Here is a 21,841-nt window from a genome sequence, read left to right on the forward strand (position 1 = left end):
CCTATAGTCGGCTGACTCTTGAAGCTCCGCCATCGAGCTATTGAAGTTGGGATTGGAACAGGCCCAGTCAACGGTTCGGGCCTACGACACGAAGGGTAGCAGCTGGCGCGGCGATCGCGCCGAACCGCGACGACTGTCCTGCATGTCGACTCACCGTCATCGAGGTGCGATCACCCTTGTCCTGGCGACAGCAGTGCGGACGGTCTTTCCGGTGCCTAGATGAGATCCTTGCCTAAAAAGCGCTAGATATCGGAAAGTTGTGGATACAAACGGGGAGGGCGTCACCCTCACTACCTGCGTCAGGCTGGCCCTCTTGACCATCGGCCAGCAACGTAGCTCTTATCCCCGCACACAACCCTACAAGAAGAAGCTGGACATGATGTTGACCTCGCATGCCCTGCCGTTGATCAGCTGCACGCTGCTGTTCGCATCGAGTGCGTACGCCGATGTGCTCACGAGAATAGGTACACAGCGCGATTGGGCCGATCTCACCGCTTGGTACAACGTCACTACCGGCAACTCCGCTGCAGAGTTACCCACGGCACAGGACCTCACGCTGGTCAGTCGCGACCGCATCTTGACCATCGAGTCCGTCGACGCTGCGGCCGGAGCGATGGTCATCAACAACGACCTCGGTGTTCTAGGCACGACAAGCGTCGTGCAGGTGCTCGCGGGCGCAACGCTCGAAGCAGGCGAGATCAGCATCGGACCGCGTGGTGGTGGGGGTAGCCTGCTCATCGACGGCGGTGACGTGCGCTCACCAAACCCTGTACGAATCGCTAGTCCGAACGGCCGTTTGGTCCTCTCGCAGGGCAGGTTCACCAACTCAGGTAGGGGCGCCAGAGACTTGTTCAGTTTCGCCAACAGCGGCACGGTGACCCTCAGCGGAGGCACCTTCGCCGCTTCCGGCGAATCGCCAGAGGATGCTCTCACGTTCTACGGCCCTGACATCGTGGTGACGGGAGGAGAGCTGCTGATCACTGATGGTCAGGCCCTCGTGCATGAGAACACACGCCTGAGCGTTTCCGGCGCCGAAGCGACCATTCGCCTGGATCGCCTGAACGCGGCCTACGCCTTCGTTGCAGGAACCTTCCGCTTCGTCCTCGACAGCGCGGGCGAGGTCAGCCCGATCATAGGTAAGGACTGGGTGCTCCTGGATAGCGCTACGGTGATCGTCGACGCGGGCCGATACGCTGGCGGCGGCGATGTGTCCGTACCGCTCTTCGAGGTGACCGACAGCACCCTCATCAGCCTGCCTAGCACTGGCATTTCAGTGATTAACCTGCCGGAAGGCGTCAGTGAGCAAGTCACGATAGAGCCTACGGGCACGGGCAGCCAGATCGTACTTCGTCTGCGCCAGGGCGACTCGCAAGCCCCGGTCGCCTTCGATCGACTGGTGAGCATCGGCGTCGGCCAGGAAAGGCAGATCTATCTTCCTGCCCGCGACGCTGACGGAGATTCGCTTACCTATCAGTACTCTCAGCCGGAATTGGGTGCAGTGAGTGGTGACGGACCACTGATCACCTACACACCCAACTCCGAGGCGGGCACCACGGATAGCTTCTCCTTTTCTGCGAGTGATGGCACCGGCCCCTCCAACGAGGCGACGATCACCTTGGAGATTGAGGAGCGTGCCCTGACCCTCAACGGCCTGCCCGCTGATAGCGCCTACATTCCCGAGACCTTCGAGGAACTATGGGCGGACTACGATCCAACAGTCGACGCGCTTGAAGCTGAGGTGTTTCAGTCGACGATCACCGATGATGGAATCATCGTGCAGAAGGTGATCTTCACCATCGGCACCTTTGAGACCATCGCTTACGGCGTGGAGCGCGCCCGGCTGGCGGCCTATTACGCTTATCCCCAAGACGCCGGTCCTGACAACCCACTTCCCGCTGTGGTTCACATTCACGGCGGTGGCGGTCGTTCAGACCTCGACGAGGTGCTCTATGCTGCCCGCAACGGCTACGTGGGCCTCTCACTGAACTGGGACGCCCGCGACATGAACCCCCTCGAGTCTGCAGACGTGGACGTCCCGGGCATGGAGTTCGATCCCAACCACCCAAACACTGATTGGGGCGCCCTGCGCGACATGGCAGGCAACCTCAACTACACCTACTTCACCTACTTCGGCCTGGACCTGGTCACGGACGGCACCCTGGATCAGGTGGTCCAGTCACCGCGCAACAGCCTGTGGTTTCTGACGGCGATCGCCAACCGGCGTGCGCTCACCTTCCTCCAAGCCCAACCGGAGGTGGATCCCACACGCTTGGCCGTGCGGGGCTTCTCTCTCGGCGGCGTACAAACGACCGTCTTGGCTGGCGTAGACGACCGCCTTACGGCAGCCAACCCCTCCGTAGGCGGAGCCGGTGAGATCAGTCAGGAACGTAAGGACGACATCGGCCTGCCGGGCTTCAACGTGACCGTAGTCCCGCCGGCGCACGCCTTGGTCACGCCGATCACTGCCATCACGCAAATCGACATCCCGATCCTGTACACGGGGCCCACCAACGACTTCGCTGCGCCGATGGACAACCTGATGTACAACTGGAACAACATCATGCCCGTCGACACGCCACTGCGCTTCGCGATACCGCCCCGGGGCAATCACGAAAACCCAGTGAGCACCGACGTGAACAGCATGCTCTGGTTCGATCAACACCTTAAGGGCGAATACCTCACCCCATCGACGCCCACCCTGAGCATGGACTACAGCACGGGACGGGCGCGCGCTCACCTCACGGCGGACACGGTTACTGGCCAGGTGAACCGCGTCGACATCTACTACAGCGTGGGGACGACCCCCTATACCGCTACTGGCGCCCCTGCGAACGGGTGACCGACAACGCGGACGGCACCTGGACCGGCGATTGCCTAGATATCGTAGAAGGCCAGAACCTCTTCGCCTACGCTGTAGTCACCTACGCCTTTGACGACAACCGCTACAGCACCATTCCCCTTCGCGTAAAGGGCGATCCGCTCACCTACAACGGCGAGGATCCCTATCGAGGAGATTTCATCCTCAGCTCCAATCTCCTGCAGATACACGCGCAGGAACTGATAGATGCCGCCATCGACTTTCGCCCCGAGGGGAGTCTGGACCAACTGCACGACTTCGCGAACGGTTGGGATGACTGGCTGCTCCCAAACGGGTGGAGTAACGCGGGCTTCTGGTTCGCCAGCACCCGCAAGCCATGGGATCCGCGCTACCGCCCTAGCAGTGATGCTGCCCTATCGATCGACGTACGTGTCGACGGCACCAAGCACTTCTTTTTGGTGGCAGATCAAAATGACTCCCTGTTCTTCCTCGGCACTGAGGTGCCGCTGCTGCGCTACTACGCGGGCATCACCGTGACCGGTGACGGCACCTGGCAAACCGTCACGGTGAATCGTAGCGACTTTCGCCCGACCGTCATCAGTGTCGACTCCCTGGAGTCATTGTTTCCCGGAATGTACCCGGACCTACGCGAGCCCATGGCACGCTGGGACGATGTGCTCGTGCTCACGATAGAGTCGAACGTGGGCGGAACCTCCGTGTACAACCCGGACGGCAGCATCAGCGTGTTACCGGGATCCTCCTGGGAGGTGGAGGAGCGGCAATTCCGCAACTTGCGCTGGGGCGACTGAACCGTGCAGCTGCGAGCCTTCTTGGCGAGGCTCGCTGCGTTGGTGCCGCGGCCCCGCGGTAGTGAACTGGGCGCAGCGGCTGAAGCGGGTGCTCCGGATTGGGATAGGGCGGTGAGGGTTCGCTCGTGGTGAGCTCGCGGGCCAGTGGCGAAAGTGCGTGGGCGTGCTGGAAAGGCCCCCAGTGCACTGGGCAGCCCGTTCGGACAACCTCCCTAAACCCTGTAAAGCCGTTGCCGTATGCGCGGACTACCCTGTAGCCAGGCTAGGTAGGCGGACGCGCGAGTTCGAGCGTAAGTATGGAAGCGGGCGATGGCGACGACGATTCCGGCGGTTGGATGTCGCCCGATCGGTGGGTAGTCGCCGAGGCGAATACCTCCGCTGACTCCACTCAGATCGACCGAAGCGGTGCTGCGCCCATGGCGGCGCCTATCCTCCTTCTCTGCCTCGGCGTGGGAACGCCCCTCGATTGCGACTCCAGTGCACGGCAAGCACCTCGATGGAGATTTATGGTTTGACCGACGTTGCTATCGAGTTGTTGTTCTGAACCAGTTTGCTTCGACTTCCTGTTGCTCCTCAAGTATCTGGTACAGCATCGCGACATCGCCTCTGGTCGCTGCCGTCTCGTGGGACGCCATGAGCGGATTCCCAGGCAGTCCAATCGAATCGAGCCACTGCTCACCGTCATAGAAGCGCGACGCTGCACCGAATCGTTCGGCATCCAAGTATGTTGCAAGAGCTCGATTGGTCCCTGCGAACGCCACGCGCGAACGCTGGCTTCCGTCTAGCGGATTGGAGTAGATGGAAGTAGTGCTCCAGGTATCTGAGGCCGCATCGAACTGAAACGCCCAAAGGTCAACAGCGAGGGGGTCGACCGCATTCCCTTGATGCTTGAAGACGATCGCCACGTTGCCGTCTTCATCGTAGTCAGAGTCGCCGAAGTCAGCTATGAAACCGTAGGCTAGCTCTCCGACGCTCACCCGCAACGTTACCGGCTTTCCCCATATTCCGTCCACGCGCCGAGTGGCGCGAAAAAGCCAGACAGTCGTAGCGCCGAGTTCGATTGGCAGATAGTAAGCGACGGTTGCGTTCCCGGACCCGTCGAGTACCACAGGGTAGTCGGACGCGCCACCGCCAACTGGGATTACCGCGTGTTGCGTTCCACGGACAAGAGTTGGCGACGTCCAACCCTCAGAAGGGGAGAGAAACGTTCGAGCATACATACCACTGCTTCCCCCACCTTCGACTAGATAGAGCGCTTCTATCGAGTTGCCTTCTCTGCTCGAAACGACGGTCGGAACCTTGATCCTGTTTGCAGCCGGCGAGATCCACTCGGGGTTTGCCCATGTGTCATTGTCAGCGTCATACACCACGGCAAACATGCGGTTGACTGACGTCTCCAGCATCGAAACAACAACTACGTTGCCATCAGCATCGGCTGCTGCATTGATGTCTTGGAAGAAGAAGTCCGGGGAGATCGCTTTGTACACAAGTTCTTCTTCCCACGTACCGCCCGGTGAGTAGCGAAGGGCACGCAGCTCGTTGGTGTCATCGAGCGCCCTGAAAGCAACAGTGATGTTGTCTTGTTGATCGATGACGATCTTCGTGTCGAGGATAAGGGCCGAACCCCCCTCGTACTCAAACTGTGTAGACCAGGTACCACTCGCCGGGTCGCCGCGCACTATCGCGTAGCCATTCCCCACGAACAGCACAGCCCAGACCGAACCTGCGGAATCGACGACGGGTTCAACAAATATCTCAGCAGAATCCGAAATGCCGTCGGATAGCTCAGACATGCTATCCCAGATCCCGCCCACATCTACGGGGCTGTTTTGTCCGTAGGCAGTAGCGGGGGACCCGATAGATCTGAGCACTCCATAGCGATTGACGGTTGCTTCGGTCTCGCCTTCTCGTATGACGGTCGCCCCATCGTGCGTGGAGTGCCAAGTCGCGTCTGCGCTCCCCGCCCAATCGACTGACCAGACTTTTTGCCCATTTGATCGATAAGCCTCGAATCTGGCCGCGGAGGGCTTTGCCATATGTAGGTGCTCCGCCGCGCCAGCAGCGCTGCACCCAAAGAGGGCCCCAATTAAGACGCCGTGTAGAAGACTTCGCAATCGCGTCAGCTCATTCAATATTGACACTGTTAGGGGCCCTCCATGGACTTCCTCTAATACTGATGTACTTGGCTACGTATGGTTGAGGGGTATGTCCAGTGGAGTCGAACGTCTGCGGCCACCGCGTTTGCTGCATTGCAGTCAGGTGAAACCGCAGAGCAGTGGGGCCGCTGTCGACTTGTACTGAAACACCACGGCAGCGAGGCCACACCAGGCCAACTGCTCCTCTCCATCCCGAAACTCTTGGTGCCATCGTTTTCGTCGTCCCTGCGTTCCTTTGTTCAGTCGCTGTGGCCCGGCGCGCTGAACGCGCTCGCGCGAGATCTGGCGCACACAGGGATCCGACCGTCGCGGAGCGGATGATCTAAAGTTCGTCAGATAGTGGGTCCAATCGCCGCCACCCAATACCCATACAGACATCGTCGTTTACCAAGAACGGGACGCGTTTTCCTGCTATCTCCTGAGGCGTTCAATCGAAACGTACCGACTGGGCCGGCGGCAGGCGATAAGACTTATCTGTTGCTCAGTTCCTCCAACGCGGAACGATTTACCAACACGGATGGCGATGGCAACGTCTGGCTGGTGCGTCTGCGCCCAGATAACCAGGCAGTGTCTTCGCTGAGGCTAAGCGATCGGACGAACGGCGCGCGTATTCGTGCGGAGGTTGAGGTCTACTTCCCGAATAACGATAACACGCAGCTTCCGATCTTCTATTACTCAGAGGTGGTGGGAACCACCGACACGGACAACACCTGTGTCAACAACGAGGTTATCCTCCAAGACTTCTCGCTCCGAAGAACGACCGTTGGAAGCGCACAGCTGAACGCGATCTAGAGATCAGGTCACCGGACCGAAGTGCGCCGGGGCGTGAGCCCCGGCGCGTTCTGCTACAAACAACCCCACCGGAGAAATAATTATGACTATATCCGACAGGGATCATTTGCTCCGAGCACTCGCAGCCATTGCCTTTCTTCTTGCTTTCTCAAACGTAGACGCTGGCGTTTTCCCACAACGTTTTGACCTCAGCAACTTCACCGAGGCCGACGGTGTGATTCTGACGGGGATAGAGCTCAATTCGAACGCAGGTGCGCATGCGCGAGCGGCCGGCGACTTCAACGGCGATGGGATCGACGACATCGTCATTGGCAGCTCCGAGGTGGAGCAAGGTTTCGCTGGAGCCGCGTTTGTGGTTTACGGCTCAAACAGCCCACCTGCAAACATCGAGTTAGCCAGTCTCAATGGCGCAAACGGTTTTCTCATGAGAGGTGGTGACGGCGACGATTTGGGTGAGCAGGTTGCCGGGCTAGGTGATATCAATGGAGATGGCTACGACGACATCGGTGTGGGGGCACGCAACAAAGACGTCCTTCAACGGGAAGCGCCGGGTGTCGTGCACGTGATTTTTGGGGGGCCCAACGTAGCGCCTTCGGGTGAACTTGATCCTGATGCCCTGGATGGATCAAACGGCTTCGTTGTTAACGGGTTTTTCCCGGGCGGAGACGCCTCCATGGTGAGTGCGGCGGGTGATGTCAATGCTGACGGGTTCCCTGACATTGCGATCGGTGCCTTCGGCGTAGATACGCCCACAAAGGGTAACGTCGGGCAAGCGTACCTCGTCTTTGGTGGACCAGAGGTGGGTAGTTCGGGGGTGATCAATGTGTTGACGCTGAACGGAAGTAATGGCGTGATTCTGGAGGGGCAAGAAGCGGACGACTTCACCGGCCGGGACACCGCTGGTATCGGCGACATCAACGATGACGGCATTGATGATGTGCTCATTGGTGCGTTCTCCGTTGACTTCGGTGAACTCGCCGACGTTGGAGGTGGGTATGTGCTCTACGGATCCTCTGACCCGTGGCCTGACCGAATCGCCCTCGGCGAGTTGCTACCTACGCAGGGCTACTTCTTCGGTTGCATTGGCGCCGGCTTTGACTGCGGTGCTGGGGTGGATGGCCTCGGAGACGTGAATGCAGACGGCCACCCCGATTTCATTGTCTCCGGTTCTCGTGCTCAGCCTGACGGCGTGCTAGATGTTGGTGAAGCCTATGTGGTGTTCGGTGGTGGAACCATCGGCAGCGATGGGGATGCCCGCACATCCGAATTGAACGGCAACAACGGGTTCACCATCCAGGGGATCGATCGTGAGGACTTTTTTGGTAGGCCATCAAGCACTGCAGGAGACATCAACGGAGACGGCATCCCGGACATCGTAATTGGTGCGAACATGGCCGAGCCGGAGGACGGAATCGACAATGGGGAGGTGTACGTGATCTACGGCAAGGCAGGTGTCGGTTCCTCGGGGCGCCTCCTTGCGGAAGAACTGGATGGCGACAATGGGTTCACACTGGAGGGTGCAGATGTGGGCTCCGCGCTCGGGGCGTCCGCCACAACAGCGGGCGATTTCAACGCGGATGGGCTAGATGACCTGATGATCGGTGCGCCGTTCGAGATTGCGAAGGGGCAGGTCTATATCCTCTTCGGCCGCGACGGCAACCGCGATATCGACGACGATGGCGTTAGCGACGTGGATGACAACTGCATCGAGCGCAGTAATGCCGATCAGCGAGACAGTAATGGCGATGGCTACGGAAACGTCTGCGACGCGGATCTTACCGATGATTGCGTGGTAAACATTCAGGACTGGCTTGCCATGCGAACTGTCTTCGGTACAGATGATGCGGATGCTGACTTGGATGGCGACGGCATCGTGAACATTGATGACGCTCGCGCGTTGTTCGGCGATCGGCTCTCTCCGCCAGGACCGAGTGGGTTGACTGAAGTCTGTCAGTAGCAGCCGATGTACTCTGCCAGCCCCTCTTGTGGCCAACAGTGGCTGCAAGGGGGGCGGCGAGCGAAACGTGCCGCTAGGATGTGGAGCGAGATGTCGCTCCATCGACTTCAATATGAGGCAGTAGTCGCCGGTCGGTCTTTGATCTGCACTCGATGCGAAAGAGCCCGCGCTCTTCCAATGCGACCGAAGTACCCGGTGATATCCGAATCTGCTTTCAACCAGCAGGTGAGCTTCACGTGCGTACCTTCGGCTCGTGAGCGCGTGCACCTCTGACTGAGAATGCCCGAGCTGGAAGATGGGTCGCATGATCGAATGCGAGTTGCTCAACGGACTCATCGACGCTCGGCTCTACGATGTCGACTCAGACGTAGTGACTCTCCGCGGCTACGAGCTCACCCGCATGCAAGCTCATGCTGAGCTCGTAGCTAACACCGTGCTATGATTCAAGCTAGGTAAAGTCATAGGGTCTGCAGCGTAGTAGGCAGCAAGCCCATGGGGGATGGAAGCGCCAGCCTGTCGGTTGACATCGAGGCGCTGAGCGCTGGTGCGGGCGCAGCAGCTCAACTCGCTCAACAGTCCACCTTGACGACCAACTCCTCGAGCAGATCAACCGGCTCATCGCAACAAGGAAGAAGCATGACATCTATCAGTCTCTCCAGTAGCGTGCGCTGCGCACTAGGTGTAGGTGCTATCGCGTTTCTTGTTGGCGCAGCCACTGCTCAGGACGCGCCGTTCCCGGCGCGCCTGGACCTGAGCACGCTTGACGCCAGCGAAGGCCTCGCCATCAACGACAGGCTCGGTCGGCGCCGCTTCGGTTACGCCGTGGAGATGGTGAGAGACGTCAATGGCGACGGTATCGACGACCTCCTGGTCGGCGCCCCTTATACGCAAGTGGATAGCCAGACCGACGCTGGCACGGCTTACCTCATCTTCGGAAGTCCTTCCCTGGGCGAGGACGGTGTCCTGGACGTCCCGGAGCTAGCCATCGGTGAAGGCGTACGCTTTCCGGGCCGCTGCGAGGACGCGCGCATGGGTGCTTTCGTCAGCGGGGCGGGTGATGTGGATGGCGATGGCCTGAACGACTTCCTGATTGCCGCGCCCACGGTAAACGCCACCTGTACGGGAATACTCAATCAAGGCGATGTGTATCTGATTTTCGGCAGCGAAGGTCTGAGCGACACGGTGGAGTTCAGCGTGCGTGACATCAACGGCACAAACGCGGCCTTAGTGCGCCAGCCTGAACCGGCCTCCACCTTCAAGCTGAACGGACCTGTCGGTGCAATAGGTGACTTCAATGGCGATGGGCGCGACGACTTCGTTATCGGCGGCGAATACGGCTCCAATGAGGGGATCGCCTGGGTCGTCTTCGGCGGGCCCGATCTTCGCGGGTCACCTGTCCTCGAGCTCGGCGAACTCGACGGCAGCAATGGTTTCACCATCCGCACCCCTAGGGAACTCGATAATGTAGGCGGTGGCGGGGATCTCAACGGCGACGGTCTGGATGACCTGGTCATCGCGTCGCCCTTTGAGAACACGGACGATTCCGACGGCAACACCTACATACTCTTCGGCAGCCAATCCCTGGGTGCCGACGGCGGTCCAATCGACGTGGAGGCGCTGGATGACGTGCCTTCGCTCAGAGTGCGTGGTGAAGATACGGTGGGTGGGCGCGCAGGCTACGGCGCTCGCGTGGTCGGCGACGTCAATGGCGACGGTTTCGATGATCTTGCCCTGGGAGATTTCTTCCGTGATCCCTCCGAGGCCTACCTGATCTTCGGTGCAGCAGACTTGGCGCAGCCGGGGGGAGATCTGCAGCTCACGGAGCTGGACGGCACCAACGGACTGACGATACGCGCGAACCCAATACAAGGGCTTGGTAACGATGTGGCTCCAGCGGGCGACGTCAATGGCGATGGCATCGATGACGTGCTCATCGCCGACGCCAACACTGCTTCCACCTATGTACTCTTCGGCGGCCCCTTGCTCGGCTCAGTCCCCTTGCTGAGCACGAATGACGTTGACGGCCTGATTGGCTTTCGCGCTGAGAGTCCGATACTCGATCTCACAGGTGCCTCTGTTTCCGGCGGCAAAGACCTGAACGCTGACGGGGTGGCGGACTTCGCCCTGGGGGCGCCCGAGGTGATCCGCCAGGGCGTGTATGTGGTGTACGGCCGCGTCCTGCCATCGGACCTGGATCGAGACGGCGTCAGTGATGAGGCGGACAATTGCCAGCTGGCGATCAACGCTGACCAGCGCGATAGCAACGGCGACGGCTACGGTAACCTGTGCGACGCTGATCTCAATGACGACTGCGTCGTCACGGCGGCGGACTGGTTCATCATGCGAGACGTGTTGTTCACCGACGATGCGGATGCGGACCTCGATGGGGACGGTGAAGTCGACCTGCAGGATGCGCGACGTCTCTTCGAGCACCGCGGCGAGGCACCAGGCCCGAGCGGTGTGACGAACCTCTGCGACTGAGTGTCGTAGCGCAGCGCGTGCTGCTCTGAGCCCTGAAACAGGTTCCAAGCCAGTTATGGTGAATATGCGAGTTGATCAGGCTCACTTTCTGTTTTCGGAAGTGGTGGATTCGGTTTTGCCGAAGGCTGTATTCGGCAATTTCGATTGACACTTCCTTGTCAGGTAAGTTGAGTGTGTGGCACTTCTAGCTCCGCATCGTTAGCGCCGCGGTGCTTGCGTGTGCTGCTTGTGCAGCGTGCTTGACTCGCTGAAGTAAGTTTGTGCCGGAGATAGACGAGCGCGCATACTCGCCTCGGAAAGAGTAGTACGCGCCCGACAAGAAGAAGTAGCGCTGGCGCGTTGCTGGTCTCTACTACTAAGCACCAGCGCCAGGAACACGAAACCGCCGTAGCAAGGATGCTCCATGCACTCACGTTCACAGCGATCGCTCGCGTTCGCCTTCTACAGTCTGATCCTGGCAAGCGTCGTCGCTGCCAACCCGTCTCGCGCCCAGGAGTGTGAGGATGGCCTCACCGTGACCACGACGGCGGACGCAGGGCCTGGCTCCCTGCGTCAGGCCGTAGATCTCGTCTGCCCCGGTGGCACTATCAACTTTGATCTGCCCACGCCTGCGACTATCGGCTTGCAGCGCCCGTTGCGTATCCGCCAATCGCTCGTGGTGCTCGGTCCCGGGCAGGAGCTGCTGACGATCGACGGCCAGGGCCCCGGGTCCGTGATCCAGGTAGGGGCCGGCACGGTCACCCTCATTGGGATGACGGTCTTCGGCGGCAACACGGACACGAGCGGCGGGGGCATCATCAACGGTGGGTCGCTGCGCCTGGTGGACGTGACCGTGGCCAACAACACGGCCTTCCTTACGGGTGGCGGTATCGTGAACGACGGCGTGCTGTTGCTCGATCGCGTGACCGTACGCGACAACAAGGCCGGCCCCTTGAACAACGATAACGCGGGCAGCGGTGCCGGCATCGTCAATCGCGGAGAGCTCGTCATACGCGACAGCTTGTTCGAGGACAACCTCGTGCAGGGGGCGGGCGGTGGCGGCATGCTCTATAACGTTACTGGTAACGTGCTCATCGAGCGTAGCGCCATCATCGGCAACCAGTCTCTGGGCACGGACGCGCGGATCGGGGCCGGCGCCATCCTGGTTCTTTCGGGCACCGTGGAGATCGTGAACACCACAATTGCCGAGAACTTCGCGGGCTTTCAGCTTACCTCTGCCATTAACAACGTGGCCGGCGCCGTCACCTTGAGCCACGTCACGCTCGCTGACAACGCTAGCGGATCGAACTCTCAGCTACTGCGCACCGATGAGGGCATCACCACCTTGCGCAATACGCTGCTGGCGAACAACGGTCGCTCTGGTGACGACTGTCGTGGCCGAGTCGTCTCGATTGGTTACAACCTCACGGACGACTCCATTTGCGACTTTACGGGCCCAGGCGATCAGCTAGTGGAGGACGCGGAGGTCGGTGCACTCGACCGCATCGGTGCCATCCCCACCTACCCCCTGGAGTCGGGCAGCGGCGCCATCGACGGTGGGATCTGCATAGGGGTTGATGGCGCCCCCATCACGGAGGACGCCCGAGGGCTGCCACGCCCCGTGGATGCTACCGACGTGCCCAACGCCATCGATGGGTGCGATATCGGTGCGCGCGAGATGCGGGCGGCTGACTTGGTCATCGACAAGGGCCTCGGGCTCGGCACGCCCTTACCAGGTGCGCGCATCGACTACCGCATCAGCATCACGAACCGAGGCGTTGGTGACGCCGAGGATATCGTGGTGACCGATGTGCTGCCCGCCGAAGTGGTGCTGGCAGGGCCCGTGACCCTGACGCCGCCGCAAGCGGACGCGGAGCTTGCCCAGACCGCGGGTGATCTTCCAATTCTCGCCGGCAATGTACGCCTCGGCACTAACGAGATGGCTAGCCTGACGGTACCAGTGCTGATTCTGCCGCAGACGCAGGCAAACGTGGAGATCACCAATGTGGCAGGCGTTCGCCGCGCGGGTGAGGCAGAGCTTCGCGAGGACAGCTTCACCTTCACCACCTGCGTCACGGCGCCGCCGGTCACGAGTACCGCGGACAGTGGTCCCGGCAGCCTGCGACGCGCCCTGCGCATCGCCTGCTCGCCGGCGGACATCACCTTCGACCTGGCCACGCCCGCCTTCATCGACCTCACCAGCGGGGAACTCCTCGTGGACCGTCCCTTGACCATTTTCGGGCCGGGCGCTGATCAGCTGACCATTGATGCGGGTGGGCGCAGCAGAGTCTTTCGCGCCACCGACGCACTCAGTCTCTCCGGGATGACGCTCCGCGGGGGATCGGCGGAGATCGGTGGCGGCGTGTTTGCTAGCGGCGATCGGTTGATCCTCGGCGACGTCGCCATTACCGACAACGAGGCAGAACGCGGCGGAGGCATCGCCATGGATGGCGGCGAGCTATTTCTCAGTGACTCGCGCGTCATTGGCAACCGCGCAGTCAACCTGGGTGCCATCGCGCGGGGCGGCGGCTTTTACCTGGAGAACGCGGTCGGGCGAATAGACGACGTGTTGATCGAGAACAACATTGCTCGCGGAGATCTCGGCGAGGGAGCAGGTTTGTGGGTGGATGATTTCTTGGCCCTCGATCGCTGCGCAGTGCTTGGCAACCGGATTGACGGTGCTGGCAATGGCGGCGGCCTGTGGGTGGAGTCGGGCGCCGATGTGTTCCTGCTGAACAGCACACTCGCGGACAATCAGGCTGCCCTCGGCGACGGTGGTGCCATTGCCGTGGAGTCCGGTGCCACGGCCGAGCTGGCGTTTCTGTCGGTGGCGAATAACAGTGCCGCGGCTGGCGGCGGACTCGATAGCGACAACACCCCGCCCGTGCGCATCCTCAATTCGATCATTGCGCTGAATACCGGCGGTGACTGCCGCTATGCGCTGGAGGCAAATCAAAACTCCTTCGGCCACAACATTGATGGCGACGGCAGCTGTCGCCTCGATCAGCAAACCGATCAACCTGGCACGGACCCCCTGCTGCTACCCCTTGGAGATAACGGCGGACCCACGCCGACCCTCGCCCTGGATCCCCTGAGTCCTGCCATCGATGCGGGCACCTGCGTGCTCCTCGACGGTAACGCCGTGGGCGTGGACCAGCGCCGCAGTCCCAGACCTGTGGGCGCAGACTGTGACGTCGGCGCTTTTGAAGCACCTGCCGACTCCGGCCCCGGTAACCGCCAGTGAGGTACGCCAACATGCACGCCGCTGACCACTCGATCTATGCGAAGGGGGCGATCGCCACCGTAGTCTTCCTGGCGCTGCCGCTCTCCGTGCATGCCGAGGAGGTGGTGGACTTTCGCAACATCGGCACCTTCGATGCGCCTGAGTACACGGAAGGTGCACTTACCGTGAGCGCCGACCCTGGCCTAGGGATTCTCGAAGGGAATGCCGGCGGCCTGGGTGTGCTCGGCGGCGCGAACGACAAACGTTTCGACGCTGGTGAAAGCGCCTTCTTCGAATTCGGCCTGCCACGCGGCGCGCAGAGCGTGATCATCGACTTCAATGGTAATAGCCGCCACTTCTTCGAAGTAGCTGCGCAGTTCAACGGTGTGTTTCTTGGCGTGGTCGAGGTCAACGCCCTCGACGGATTCCTCGACCTGACCGAAGCAATGGGCGGTCAGATCATCACCTCCTTCAGCGTGAGCTCAGTGGACTTCCAGGAAAGCACCGGGGACATCGACGCCATTCGCTTCGAACCCGTGCCTGCCCCCGATTACGGGTGGGGCGAGCCCTTCCGCATTGAGCCGCCTGCCGACGATATCGATGTGACCCGAATGGAGGCGGCGCAGGCCGTGTTCGACAGTACGGGTCAGGCCATTGTCGTCGCCATCGGGCGACGCGAGTTCCCAGGAACCGCGTCGCTCTACGAGGTGCGGTCCCTGGGCCGCGAGGGCGCCTGGACCGACACGCAGACGATCTACGACTCGACCGCCGAGGTGTTTTCCGCCTTGGCGATGGTGATTGACGATGAGGATCGGATCACCTTGCTCGTTGGCGAAGACCGCGACACGAACGACATTCTGGCTATCCGCTACCTGCCTGACCTTGGCTGGCAGGAGCCCGTACCCGTGTTCGAAGGCTTTCCTATCAATTTTGGTGATCCGGTCACGCTGGTCGCCGACGAGCAAGGCAATCTAGTCGCCGGCCTCAACCAGCGCCTGTCTTCGCTCGAATTCGTCGGGGCCGTGTACAACGTGAACACGGGGCGCTGGAGCTCGCCCTTCTTCATCTCGCCCCCGGGAGAAACCGCGAGCAACGGTGCCATCGTCGCCAGTAGCGATGGCCGGCATATCCAGGCCGTGTACTCGCTTAGTCGACCGGATCGAGCGCTGCTCCTTACGCGACGCTTCCTGTCCCCGGCGCAGGGTTTTGCGCCGGCGCAGGCAGCCCCCGGCGTCCCTGTCCGACTCGGCGATATCGCGCCTCCTGTGATGGACGAGAGCGGCGCCCTCACCACGCTGTTCTACGACTCCCGGTTCTTTCCCAACACGGACCAGGCGCTCTGGATCCTCAAGGGCATTCGCTATGAGGACGAGCAGTGGGGTCTGCCGTCTGTGGTGCAGGTGCACCGGGACGAGGATGGTGACTTTCGCAATTTCTCGAACACGGACGTAGCGCCGAACGGCGATGTGTTCTTCATCTACACCCGTTTCGATCGCTTCACGAGCGTGAACCTGAGGACGCTCCTGCGCTACGACGCTGCCAGCGATCTCTGGGACCCCGCCTTTCAGCTGCAGATCAGCGAGCGTGCCTCCTCCTCGCGCACGCGTGTGGCTGCGCGTGCGGACGGCACGGCCCTCGCCGCCTACAGAGGAGAGGGCGGCATGGTCTCCAGGCTGTTCAGCAACGCCGTGTGGGACGAGCCCATCATGATTCCGCAGGCATGCTCCTCCTTCTTTCGACTGTTGGCGGACGGCCAGGATGTGCTGATGATCGATCAGGACGACGATGGGACTGGCGGTGACCTGATCTGGTTCCGCGACCGCTAGGCACGCTTGTAGGGAAGTCTCACGCGGGCGCTGTCCCGTACGATAATGGTGAGTTCCTCGTCGCCCCACTCGGCCCGCCGCGTTTTCGGGTCAGGCTATCGCGGCCGGCCCACGGAGGTAGTGGTTTCGCGGGTACCATCGAGCGACACTCGGGCGGCTATGAAACCCTGCTGAGTCTGCATAGCACCATTTGCCGGTCGTCGGGATTTGTAGCTGTCGGATGTAGCGAGAACGTTGGCTCGGAGTTCTACCTCGAAGAGGCGACGTCAGCTCTATCGGCACTGAGGCTCACGGATGAGATCACCTATCGCACTGCGACGTATCATATCGTCGGTTCTTGTTCTATGCGTGTGTTCGCTGCTTAGCTGCGGCGGCGATAGTGGTTCGGGAAGAAGTCCGTCCGCCGATACGAGTGCATTCGATGTATTCGATGAAGTCTGGTCGGATTTCGACCGGAACTATTCCTTCTTCACGCTGAAGGGAATCGATTGGCAGGGGCTTGGCGATGCCTATCGAGCCCAGCTTACCGTGGGTAGTTCAGACTTGGAGGCGTACCAAGTCATTTCTGCATTGCTTCTTGAGCTACAGGACGCCCACGTAGAGCTATCAACGCCGTTCGGCACAAGTAGATACACGGGTTGGTACGATGTCTATCCTGATAACTTCGACAAGGGCATCATCTCGGCAAGCTATCTTGGCGGATCGGAGAGGCTAAGTCCTCAGGCGGGCTTCACGTACGGTCTCGTGGCCCCAGGAGTCGCCTATGTACACATAGGTAGTCTCGCCGGTAGCGGGTTCGATGACGACCTGGAGCTGGTCCTTGAGGAGCTTGGTCCTGTCCTGGGTCTGGTGATCGATCTGCGCCACAACGGCGGCGGCAGTGACCAAAACGGTGAAGCGCTTATGGGGCGACTTACCAGAACGTCAACAGTCTATCGGCGTGTTCGCTTCCGCGATGGCCCCCTTCACGATGATTTCGGTCCGTTTATTGAAAGTAGCACGAGTCCGAATCCGCCTCAGCTATATGACGGACCGGTTGCAGTTCTCGTCAATCGACGTACTGCGAGTAGCGCCGAGTCGCTCGTGCTTGCTTTGCGGACGCTTCCGACGGTGCGAGTGATCGGAGACTACACCGCAGGCGCATCGGCAAACCCCGCTTCACGAACGGCGAGAAACGGATGGCGTTATACGGTCTCGCGGTGGGTGGAGTACCAGCCAGACGGGACTACCTTTGAGGGGATCGGGCTAGCCCCGGATAAGCTTGTGAGCATCACGCCAATGGATGCTGCTCTCATGCGAGATACGATCCTCGACGAGGCGCTGACTGATCTTCGAGGGCGAAACAAGTGAGGCGAACGCACGTTTCGCCACTTACCACTGCTACGGATCCCTGGTGTGTCTACTTTGCCGAGACAGGCACGGGGCTTTCGACATTGAAGCAGGCAGCTGGGCAGTACTGCGATGTGAAATCACTCGGTCACAAGGTCCGTGAAGTTGTCAGTCACGCTGTACCTGGCGTAGAAGCGACGCGTAGTCGACGAAGTCCGTGTGCGATGCGATGCGTCCGTCTTCGATCACCAGAACAGTCACTGCCGCCACCCTGATGCTCGCATAGCCTTGGCCCATTCCCATGGATGCCCTGTCGATCTCCGCCTCATAGTCGATAACCAAGACGAGCTGTGACCCGTTCGAGAATGAGCGCTCAATAGTATAGTCAGCCCTCCTCAGTGCGGCCGCACCTGCACGGAAGAGCTCCACAATCGCCTCCGCCCCTCTGGCGCCGACCACGCTTCCTTGCAATGCCGTGGCCGACTCATCGCGGAACTCCGCGTCCGCACTCAGCAGGCGTTTGGTCTCCTCGAACCGAAAGGAGTAGACGCTATCAAGATAGGCGACTCCGAGTTCTTGGCTAGTGGACACCTCCGCGGGTTGAGCATCCAACGCTTGGGCGTCCAGGTTGCCCACGCTCAAGCTCAAACACAGTAGCCACGGTAAGCAAAAGTAGACTGTGACCTGCAGTCCTTGTGCGACCCCAGCGATCGGATACTTCATGCGATCTCTCCCTGATGGTGAGCCCGGCAGCGCCTCGCCATGCAAATTCGCTCCTGCTCGCGAACTCTCGGTTGGTGAGTTGCCACTGAATCGTAGTCCTCAACTGCTTCTGTTGCAACCTATTTGACCAAAACAGATTCATGGTCATACACCGGTGTGTCTTTGGAGGAAGAACCTGCGGGTTCGCGATCTTGAGGAGCTCATCGAAGAGCTGCGGCGAGACAGAATGGTCGTCGAATACCCAGCGACGTTCCAAAATGTCGCTTCGCGCGCCTCAAGGATCCTGAGGGAAGCCCAATCATGCTGTGGGGCCCATCGCAGGGGGATACCGATAACTGTTAGGGCGCTCAGGTGCAGTACGCTCACCAAGCCGGCTCGAGCCCCGCCTTAGCTAGTCGATGGGTCGTCTTCCCGCAAGCGGCGCAGGATGGTATGGCCGATGACCTTAGATGCCGCCGATCCCGCCAAACCCCTGTGAACGAAGACAAGCCCGAAGAAGGCCGCCCAAGCCATCGCTCGCGCTATCGTTGACTCTGTGGCCGCGTACTCCGTTAGCGCAACCTGTCGTGAGGCAGGGGTGGGTAACAAACACCAAATGCTTGCCAGGTCCGTCGCCGGATCACCCACGCATAGATCCCCCCAATCGATCACGGCGGCAAGCTTCGAGTCTCGCACCAGCACGTTCTGCGAGTGCAAGTCACCCATGATGAGTGATCTCGGTACATCTATGGCGGTCGCGAGCCCCCTGCGCCAGATAGCCTCGATTGCTGGCGACACGGACACGCCACTCTCCCGTAGCGTAACAAGTCGACTCTGTACAGCAGGATCCTTCCCCGCGAGACGGCAGTCTCTAAGACGATTCCGCGGTGGGTGGCTCGGCAGAGGTTGGCGGTGGAGTGCCTGTAGGAAGTGCACAAGAACCCCCGCCTGGTCTGCGGCGGGTACGCTTACGTTCGCAGTAACGCCTGGTAACCAACGTTGCAGTGTCCAGTGATACGGGTAGCTACCTTGGGGCTTGCCGCAGTGGACGGGCAGCGGTACGGCGAGCGGGAGGTGAGGGGCGAGTACCGGTATCCACTGCTGTTCCTTCAGGATCAGCTCATCCGCCGTTGGATGGTACGGCAATCGCAATGCCAGCGTAGACCCGACACGCACGATCACGTTGTCCCAACCGTGCCCGACCAGCTGGATCGATTCTCCGCTCAGTTCGGGGCACTGCGCGAGCAGTGAGCGTACCAATGACTCATCGATCTGAAGCCTCTCCATCAGCGGGTTTGACTAGCTGTCCCTAGGGGAAGAAGCAAGATGAGAAGCTGGCGACGATCGCATCCTCAGCGTGGGGATATAGTCTATCCCCGAGCAGGGTCTCATTGTGCTGGATCATCAACAGTAGGGAGAAGTGGGCAGCCACCTTCTCCGTCGGCGGTTTGCGCGATCGTTGGTTCCATCGCGCTACGACGGTCCGGATGAACTCCTGATCACGTTGCTGATGCCGAGCCAGCAACTCCGGCGGCACCCGCCGTGCGAGTTGCATGAGTTCGTCTGTGTTCCCGACGATACGCATGATCGGCTCCTTTCGCAGGCATGCCAGCACCTCTCGCAGTAGGATCTCGAATTGCCGGCGCGTCGCCTTCTTGGTGCTGGGGGCAGCCCGCACCAGCGGAGCTCTAACCTCGTCCTGCACGCCTTCGAGGAGTTCGAAGAACAGTGCCTCCTTCGATGGGTAGAACTTGTAGAAGGAGCCTTTCGCAATACGCGCGGGCCGCGTGATCTCCTCGATACTGGTTTTTGCGACGCCGCGATTCTCGAAGAGCTCCTTGCCGGTGCTGCGCAGGGCCGCGCGTATCGCCTCTTCTTCGTGTGGGTGAAATGCTCGTGGCATCGAAGCTCCTTACTTTGACCAGAATCGCCAAATAGCCATATAGTTGGATGCTACGCAAGTGTTCTTCGCGCACCTGGTACTCAGAAGTACTAGCTGAGCTGCGATCTGTCGGAGACTCTGATGACCTCTGTGTTGTGGGCGGTGTTTGCAACGTTGGTGCTGGCCATGGTGCAAGTTGGCGTGCAAAGCGTTGTTACGCTAAGGCAAGCGGGCGGCGCCTGGGTGGCGGGCCCTCGTGACAGGCCCTTCCATGTGACCGGAGTCAGCGGGAGACTCGTGCGGGCGCATCGGAACTTACTGGAGATCATTCCGCAGTTCTTCGCGGCGGTGTTTCTGGTTCATCTCGCAGGAGAGCCCAGCCGGATAAGCGACTACGGCGCCTGGATTTTCGTCGTTTCGCGTGTGCTCTACGTTCCCGCCTACGCATGGGGGCCGATCGGTCTGCGTCCCTTGTGCTGGCAAGGTGGGCAGACAGGAATTCTGGTCGTATTGGCAGATCTGTTTGCGTAGGGAGGCCCTCGTGCGTTGCGCAAGGGCGTGCTACAACCATCTCGCAGCCACCGCGACCCAGATTGCTACTGCGTTCGCGCCGGAGCGGTTCTGGCATATCGATACCTATGAGGTGAAAAACGGCCACTGGGTGGCTGTTTGGTCGCACGCAACGGCTATTGCAGAGTAAAGGTAGCCTTCGGCCGTGCGCGATACGGCACCCTTGCCGGCGGCACTTGTGAGCGAATCGACGCTGCGGTGTGTGATCCTCCGTTCGGCTTGTCAGATCTATACCCCAGAGTGCGGCTGTGGCCTATTTCATCCAATAAGTCGCGGTCTGCGATGGGGTCCGATCACAATAGTGCACTCGCATTGGCCAGCAGCTCCATTGCAGTGGGCGTTCCTCAGAAGCGATAGTTGAAGAACACGCCACCGATTCCCTGGGTCTCGCTACCTCGTTGTTGGACGAGTGGAGAGTCAGCGGATTCACCAAGCAGGCTGCTGAGTCCGGCAAAGCCTGTGAGCGTCATCTTCCCTGTGAGCGGTAGTAGGAGTAACGCCTGGACACCGGCTGCGTTGAGGCCACCGCTAGCGTCATAGGCCGGAAGGCCCGAGGCGTCGGATTGTTCGGGATTCACATCGAAGAAGGCGCTATTAAATGCCCCGTCTCCGTAGGTGATCTCCGGACCCACAGAGTAAAATGCGCGCTTGCCGACAAGTTCGAACGTTCCGTTGTACTTCACCTCGGCCTCGCCCACGAGGCCGTCATGCCCACTTACCGCTTGGCGCACTTCAAGGGCAGCGCTAAACCGCTGTTGGCGGTACTTTACGAAGGCGCCGACCTCCACGGTGAAATCGATATCGCCGAAGCCGACTAGATCAGTCGTCTCTCCTCCGATGCCGAGAGGGTTGCTGCCGTCTTCATCGCGCCCAAAGTTGAATCGGGCGACTGGGCCCGCGCTAAGTCCGTTGTTATCGAATAGGGAATAGGTCATCCCCTCTAGCAGGGAGGCTCGAAATCGATTCCTATACTGGACTGCGAGATTAGGGAATACGCTGACCTGATAACTATCGTCGCCGAGATAGGTTGGCGAGACGAAGGCTCCTGCAGACACAAAGAACTGCCAGTCAGGTTGTGTTTCACGGTTGTCTTGGGCGTGGGCCGCGGCAAGTGAAAGCAACCCCAAGATAAGGCATGTTGAAAGTAGGGGGGCCATTCGTGGAGTCATGAGAGTGCCTTCAGATCGATGTGGGTTTTCCACACCATGACGAGCCCCCATTGCTCCGGTTTGTCTGATTTGTTAAGGAATATGAAGGAGTACAGTTTCGACGAACAGGTTGGTCGATAGCAGAAGTGACTGCTGGACAGAGATGGGT

At 60.3% G+C, this 21,841-nt stretch carries 15 protein-coding genes; 10 read left to right on the forward strand and 5 right to left on the reverse strand.

Translation table 11 applies throughout. The features are described from left to right. Positions 1-376: 376 nt before the first annotated feature. Both AAGA68_22740 and AAGA68_22745 read left to right on the forward strand, forming a co-directional pair. Positions 377-2,839 (forward strand): Ig-like domain-containing protein, encoded by a 2,463-nt coding sequence (locus AAGA68_22740; GenBank protein ID MEM9387889.1) that lies wholly within the window; start codon positions 377-379, stop codon positions 2,837-2,839. After that, the gene (locus AAGA68_22745; protein MEM9387890.1) at positions 2,836-3,627 is read left to right on the forward strand and encodes a hypothetical protein; all 792 of its coding nucleotides are present in this window, start codon (positions 2,836-2,838) and stop codon (positions 3,625-3,627) included. Before AAGA68_22740 ends, AAGA68_22745 begins: the two co-directional genes overlap by 4 nt. Before the next feature lie 524 nt (positions 3,628-4,151). On the opposite strand, the gene AAGA68_22750 is transcribed toward AAGA68_22745, so the two are convergent. Next, complete coding sequence (locus AAGA68_22750) at positions 4,152-5,420, reverse strand: hypothetical protein (protein MEM9387891.1); 1,269 nt, start codon at positions 5,418-5,420, stop codon at positions 4,152-4,154. A gap of 840 nt (positions 5,421-6,260) precedes the next feature. On the opposite strand from AAGA68_22750, the gene AAGA68_22755 reads away from it, so the two are divergent. From AAGA68_22755 to AAGA68_22785, 7 genes are all read left to right on the forward strand, one after another. Continuing rightward, positions 6,261-6,575: a hypothetical protein gene (locus AAGA68_22755; protein ID MEM9387892.1), complete on the forward strand. Its 315-nt coding sequence runs from the start codon at positions 6,261-6,263 to the stop codon at positions 6,573-6,575. Positions 6,576-6,657: 82 nt separating this feature from the next. Next, the gene (locus tag AAGA68_22760; GenBank protein MEM9387893.1) at positions 6,658-8,532 is read left to right on the forward strand and encodes a hypothetical protein; all 1,875 of its coding nucleotides are present in this window, start codon (positions 6,658-6,660) and stop codon (positions 8,530-8,532) included. Between the two features lie 295 nt (positions 8,533-8,827). Then, positions 8,828-8,974, forward strand: coding sequence for a hypothetical protein (locus AAGA68_22765; GenBank protein ID MEM9387894.1), 147 nt, complete (start codon positions 8,828-8,830; stop codon positions 8,972-8,974). Positions 8,975-9,168: 194 nt separating this feature from the next. After that, a complete protein-coding gene (locus AAGA68_22770) occupies positions 9,169-11,013 on the forward strand; it encodes an integrin alpha (GenBank protein MEM9387895.1) in 1,845 nt (614 codons plus the stop codon). Positions 11,014-11,416: 403 nt separating this feature from the next. Further along, positions 11,417-14,236 carry a choice-of-anchor Q domain-containing protein gene (locus AAGA68_22775; protein ID MEM9387896.1) on the forward strand — a complete coding sequence of 940 codons (2,820 nt, stop codon included), beginning with the start codon at positions 11,417-11,419 and terminating at the stop codon, positions 14,234-14,236. Between the two features lie 11 nt (positions 14,237-14,247). Continuing rightward, positions 14,248-16,041 (forward strand): hypothetical protein, encoded by a 1,794-nt coding sequence (locus AAGA68_22780; GenBank protein ID MEM9387897.1) that lies wholly within the window; start codon positions 14,248-14,250, stop codon positions 16,039-16,041. Positions 16,042-16,335: 294 nt separating this feature from the next. Beyond that, positions 16,336-17,391, forward strand: coding sequence for a S41 family peptidase (locus AAGA68_22785; GenBank protein MEM9387898.1), 1,056 nt, complete (start codon positions 16,336-16,338; stop codon positions 17,389-17,391). Positions 17,392-17,538: 147 nt separating this feature from the next. Here the strand turns inward: AAGA68_22785 and AAGA68_22790 are convergent, their stop codons facing one another. The 3 genes from AAGA68_22790 to AAGA68_22800 form a co-directional block, all read right to left on the reverse strand. Then, on the reverse strand, positions 17,539-18,093 hold the full coding sequence (locus AAGA68_22790; protein ID MEM9387899.1) for a nuclear transport factor 2 family protein: 555 nt from the start codon (positions 18,091-18,093) through the stop codon (positions 17,539-17,541). A gap of 387 nt (positions 18,094-18,480) precedes the next feature. Continuing rightward, positions 18,481-19,359, reverse strand: coding sequence for an aminoglycoside phosphotransferase family protein (locus AAGA68_22795; GenBank protein ID MEM9387900.1), 879 nt, complete (start codon positions 19,357-19,359; stop codon positions 18,481-18,483). Positions 19,360-19,381: 22 nt separating this feature from the next. Next, positions 19,382-19,975 (reverse strand): TetR/AcrR family transcriptional regulator, encoded by a 594-nt coding sequence (locus AAGA68_22800; protein ID MEM9387901.1) that lies wholly within the window; start codon positions 19,973-19,975, stop codon positions 19,382-19,384. Between the two features lie 120 nt (positions 19,976-20,095). On the opposite strand from AAGA68_22800, the gene AAGA68_22805 reads away from it, so the two are divergent. Further along, positions 20,096-20,485, forward strand: a complete 390-nt coding sequence (locus tag AAGA68_22805; protein ID MEM9387902.1) for an MAPEG family protein — start codon at positions 20,096-20,098, stop codon at positions 20,483-20,485. Between the two features lie 383 nt (positions 20,486-20,868). Here AAGA68_22805 and AAGA68_22810 read toward each other — a convergent pair whose 3' ends face one another. Beyond that, complete coding sequence (locus AAGA68_22810; GenBank protein ID MEM9387903.1) at positions 20,869-21,744, reverse strand: MipA/OmpV family protein; 876 nt, start codon at positions 21,742-21,744, stop codon at positions 20,869-20,871. Positions 21,745-21,841: the final 97 nt, after the last annotated feature.

It is taken from the genome of Pseudomonadota bacterium (assembly GCA_039193195.1).
Classification (GTDB): domain Bacteria; phylum Pseudomonadota; class Gammaproteobacteria; order Steroidobacterales; family JBCBZW01; genus JBCBZW01.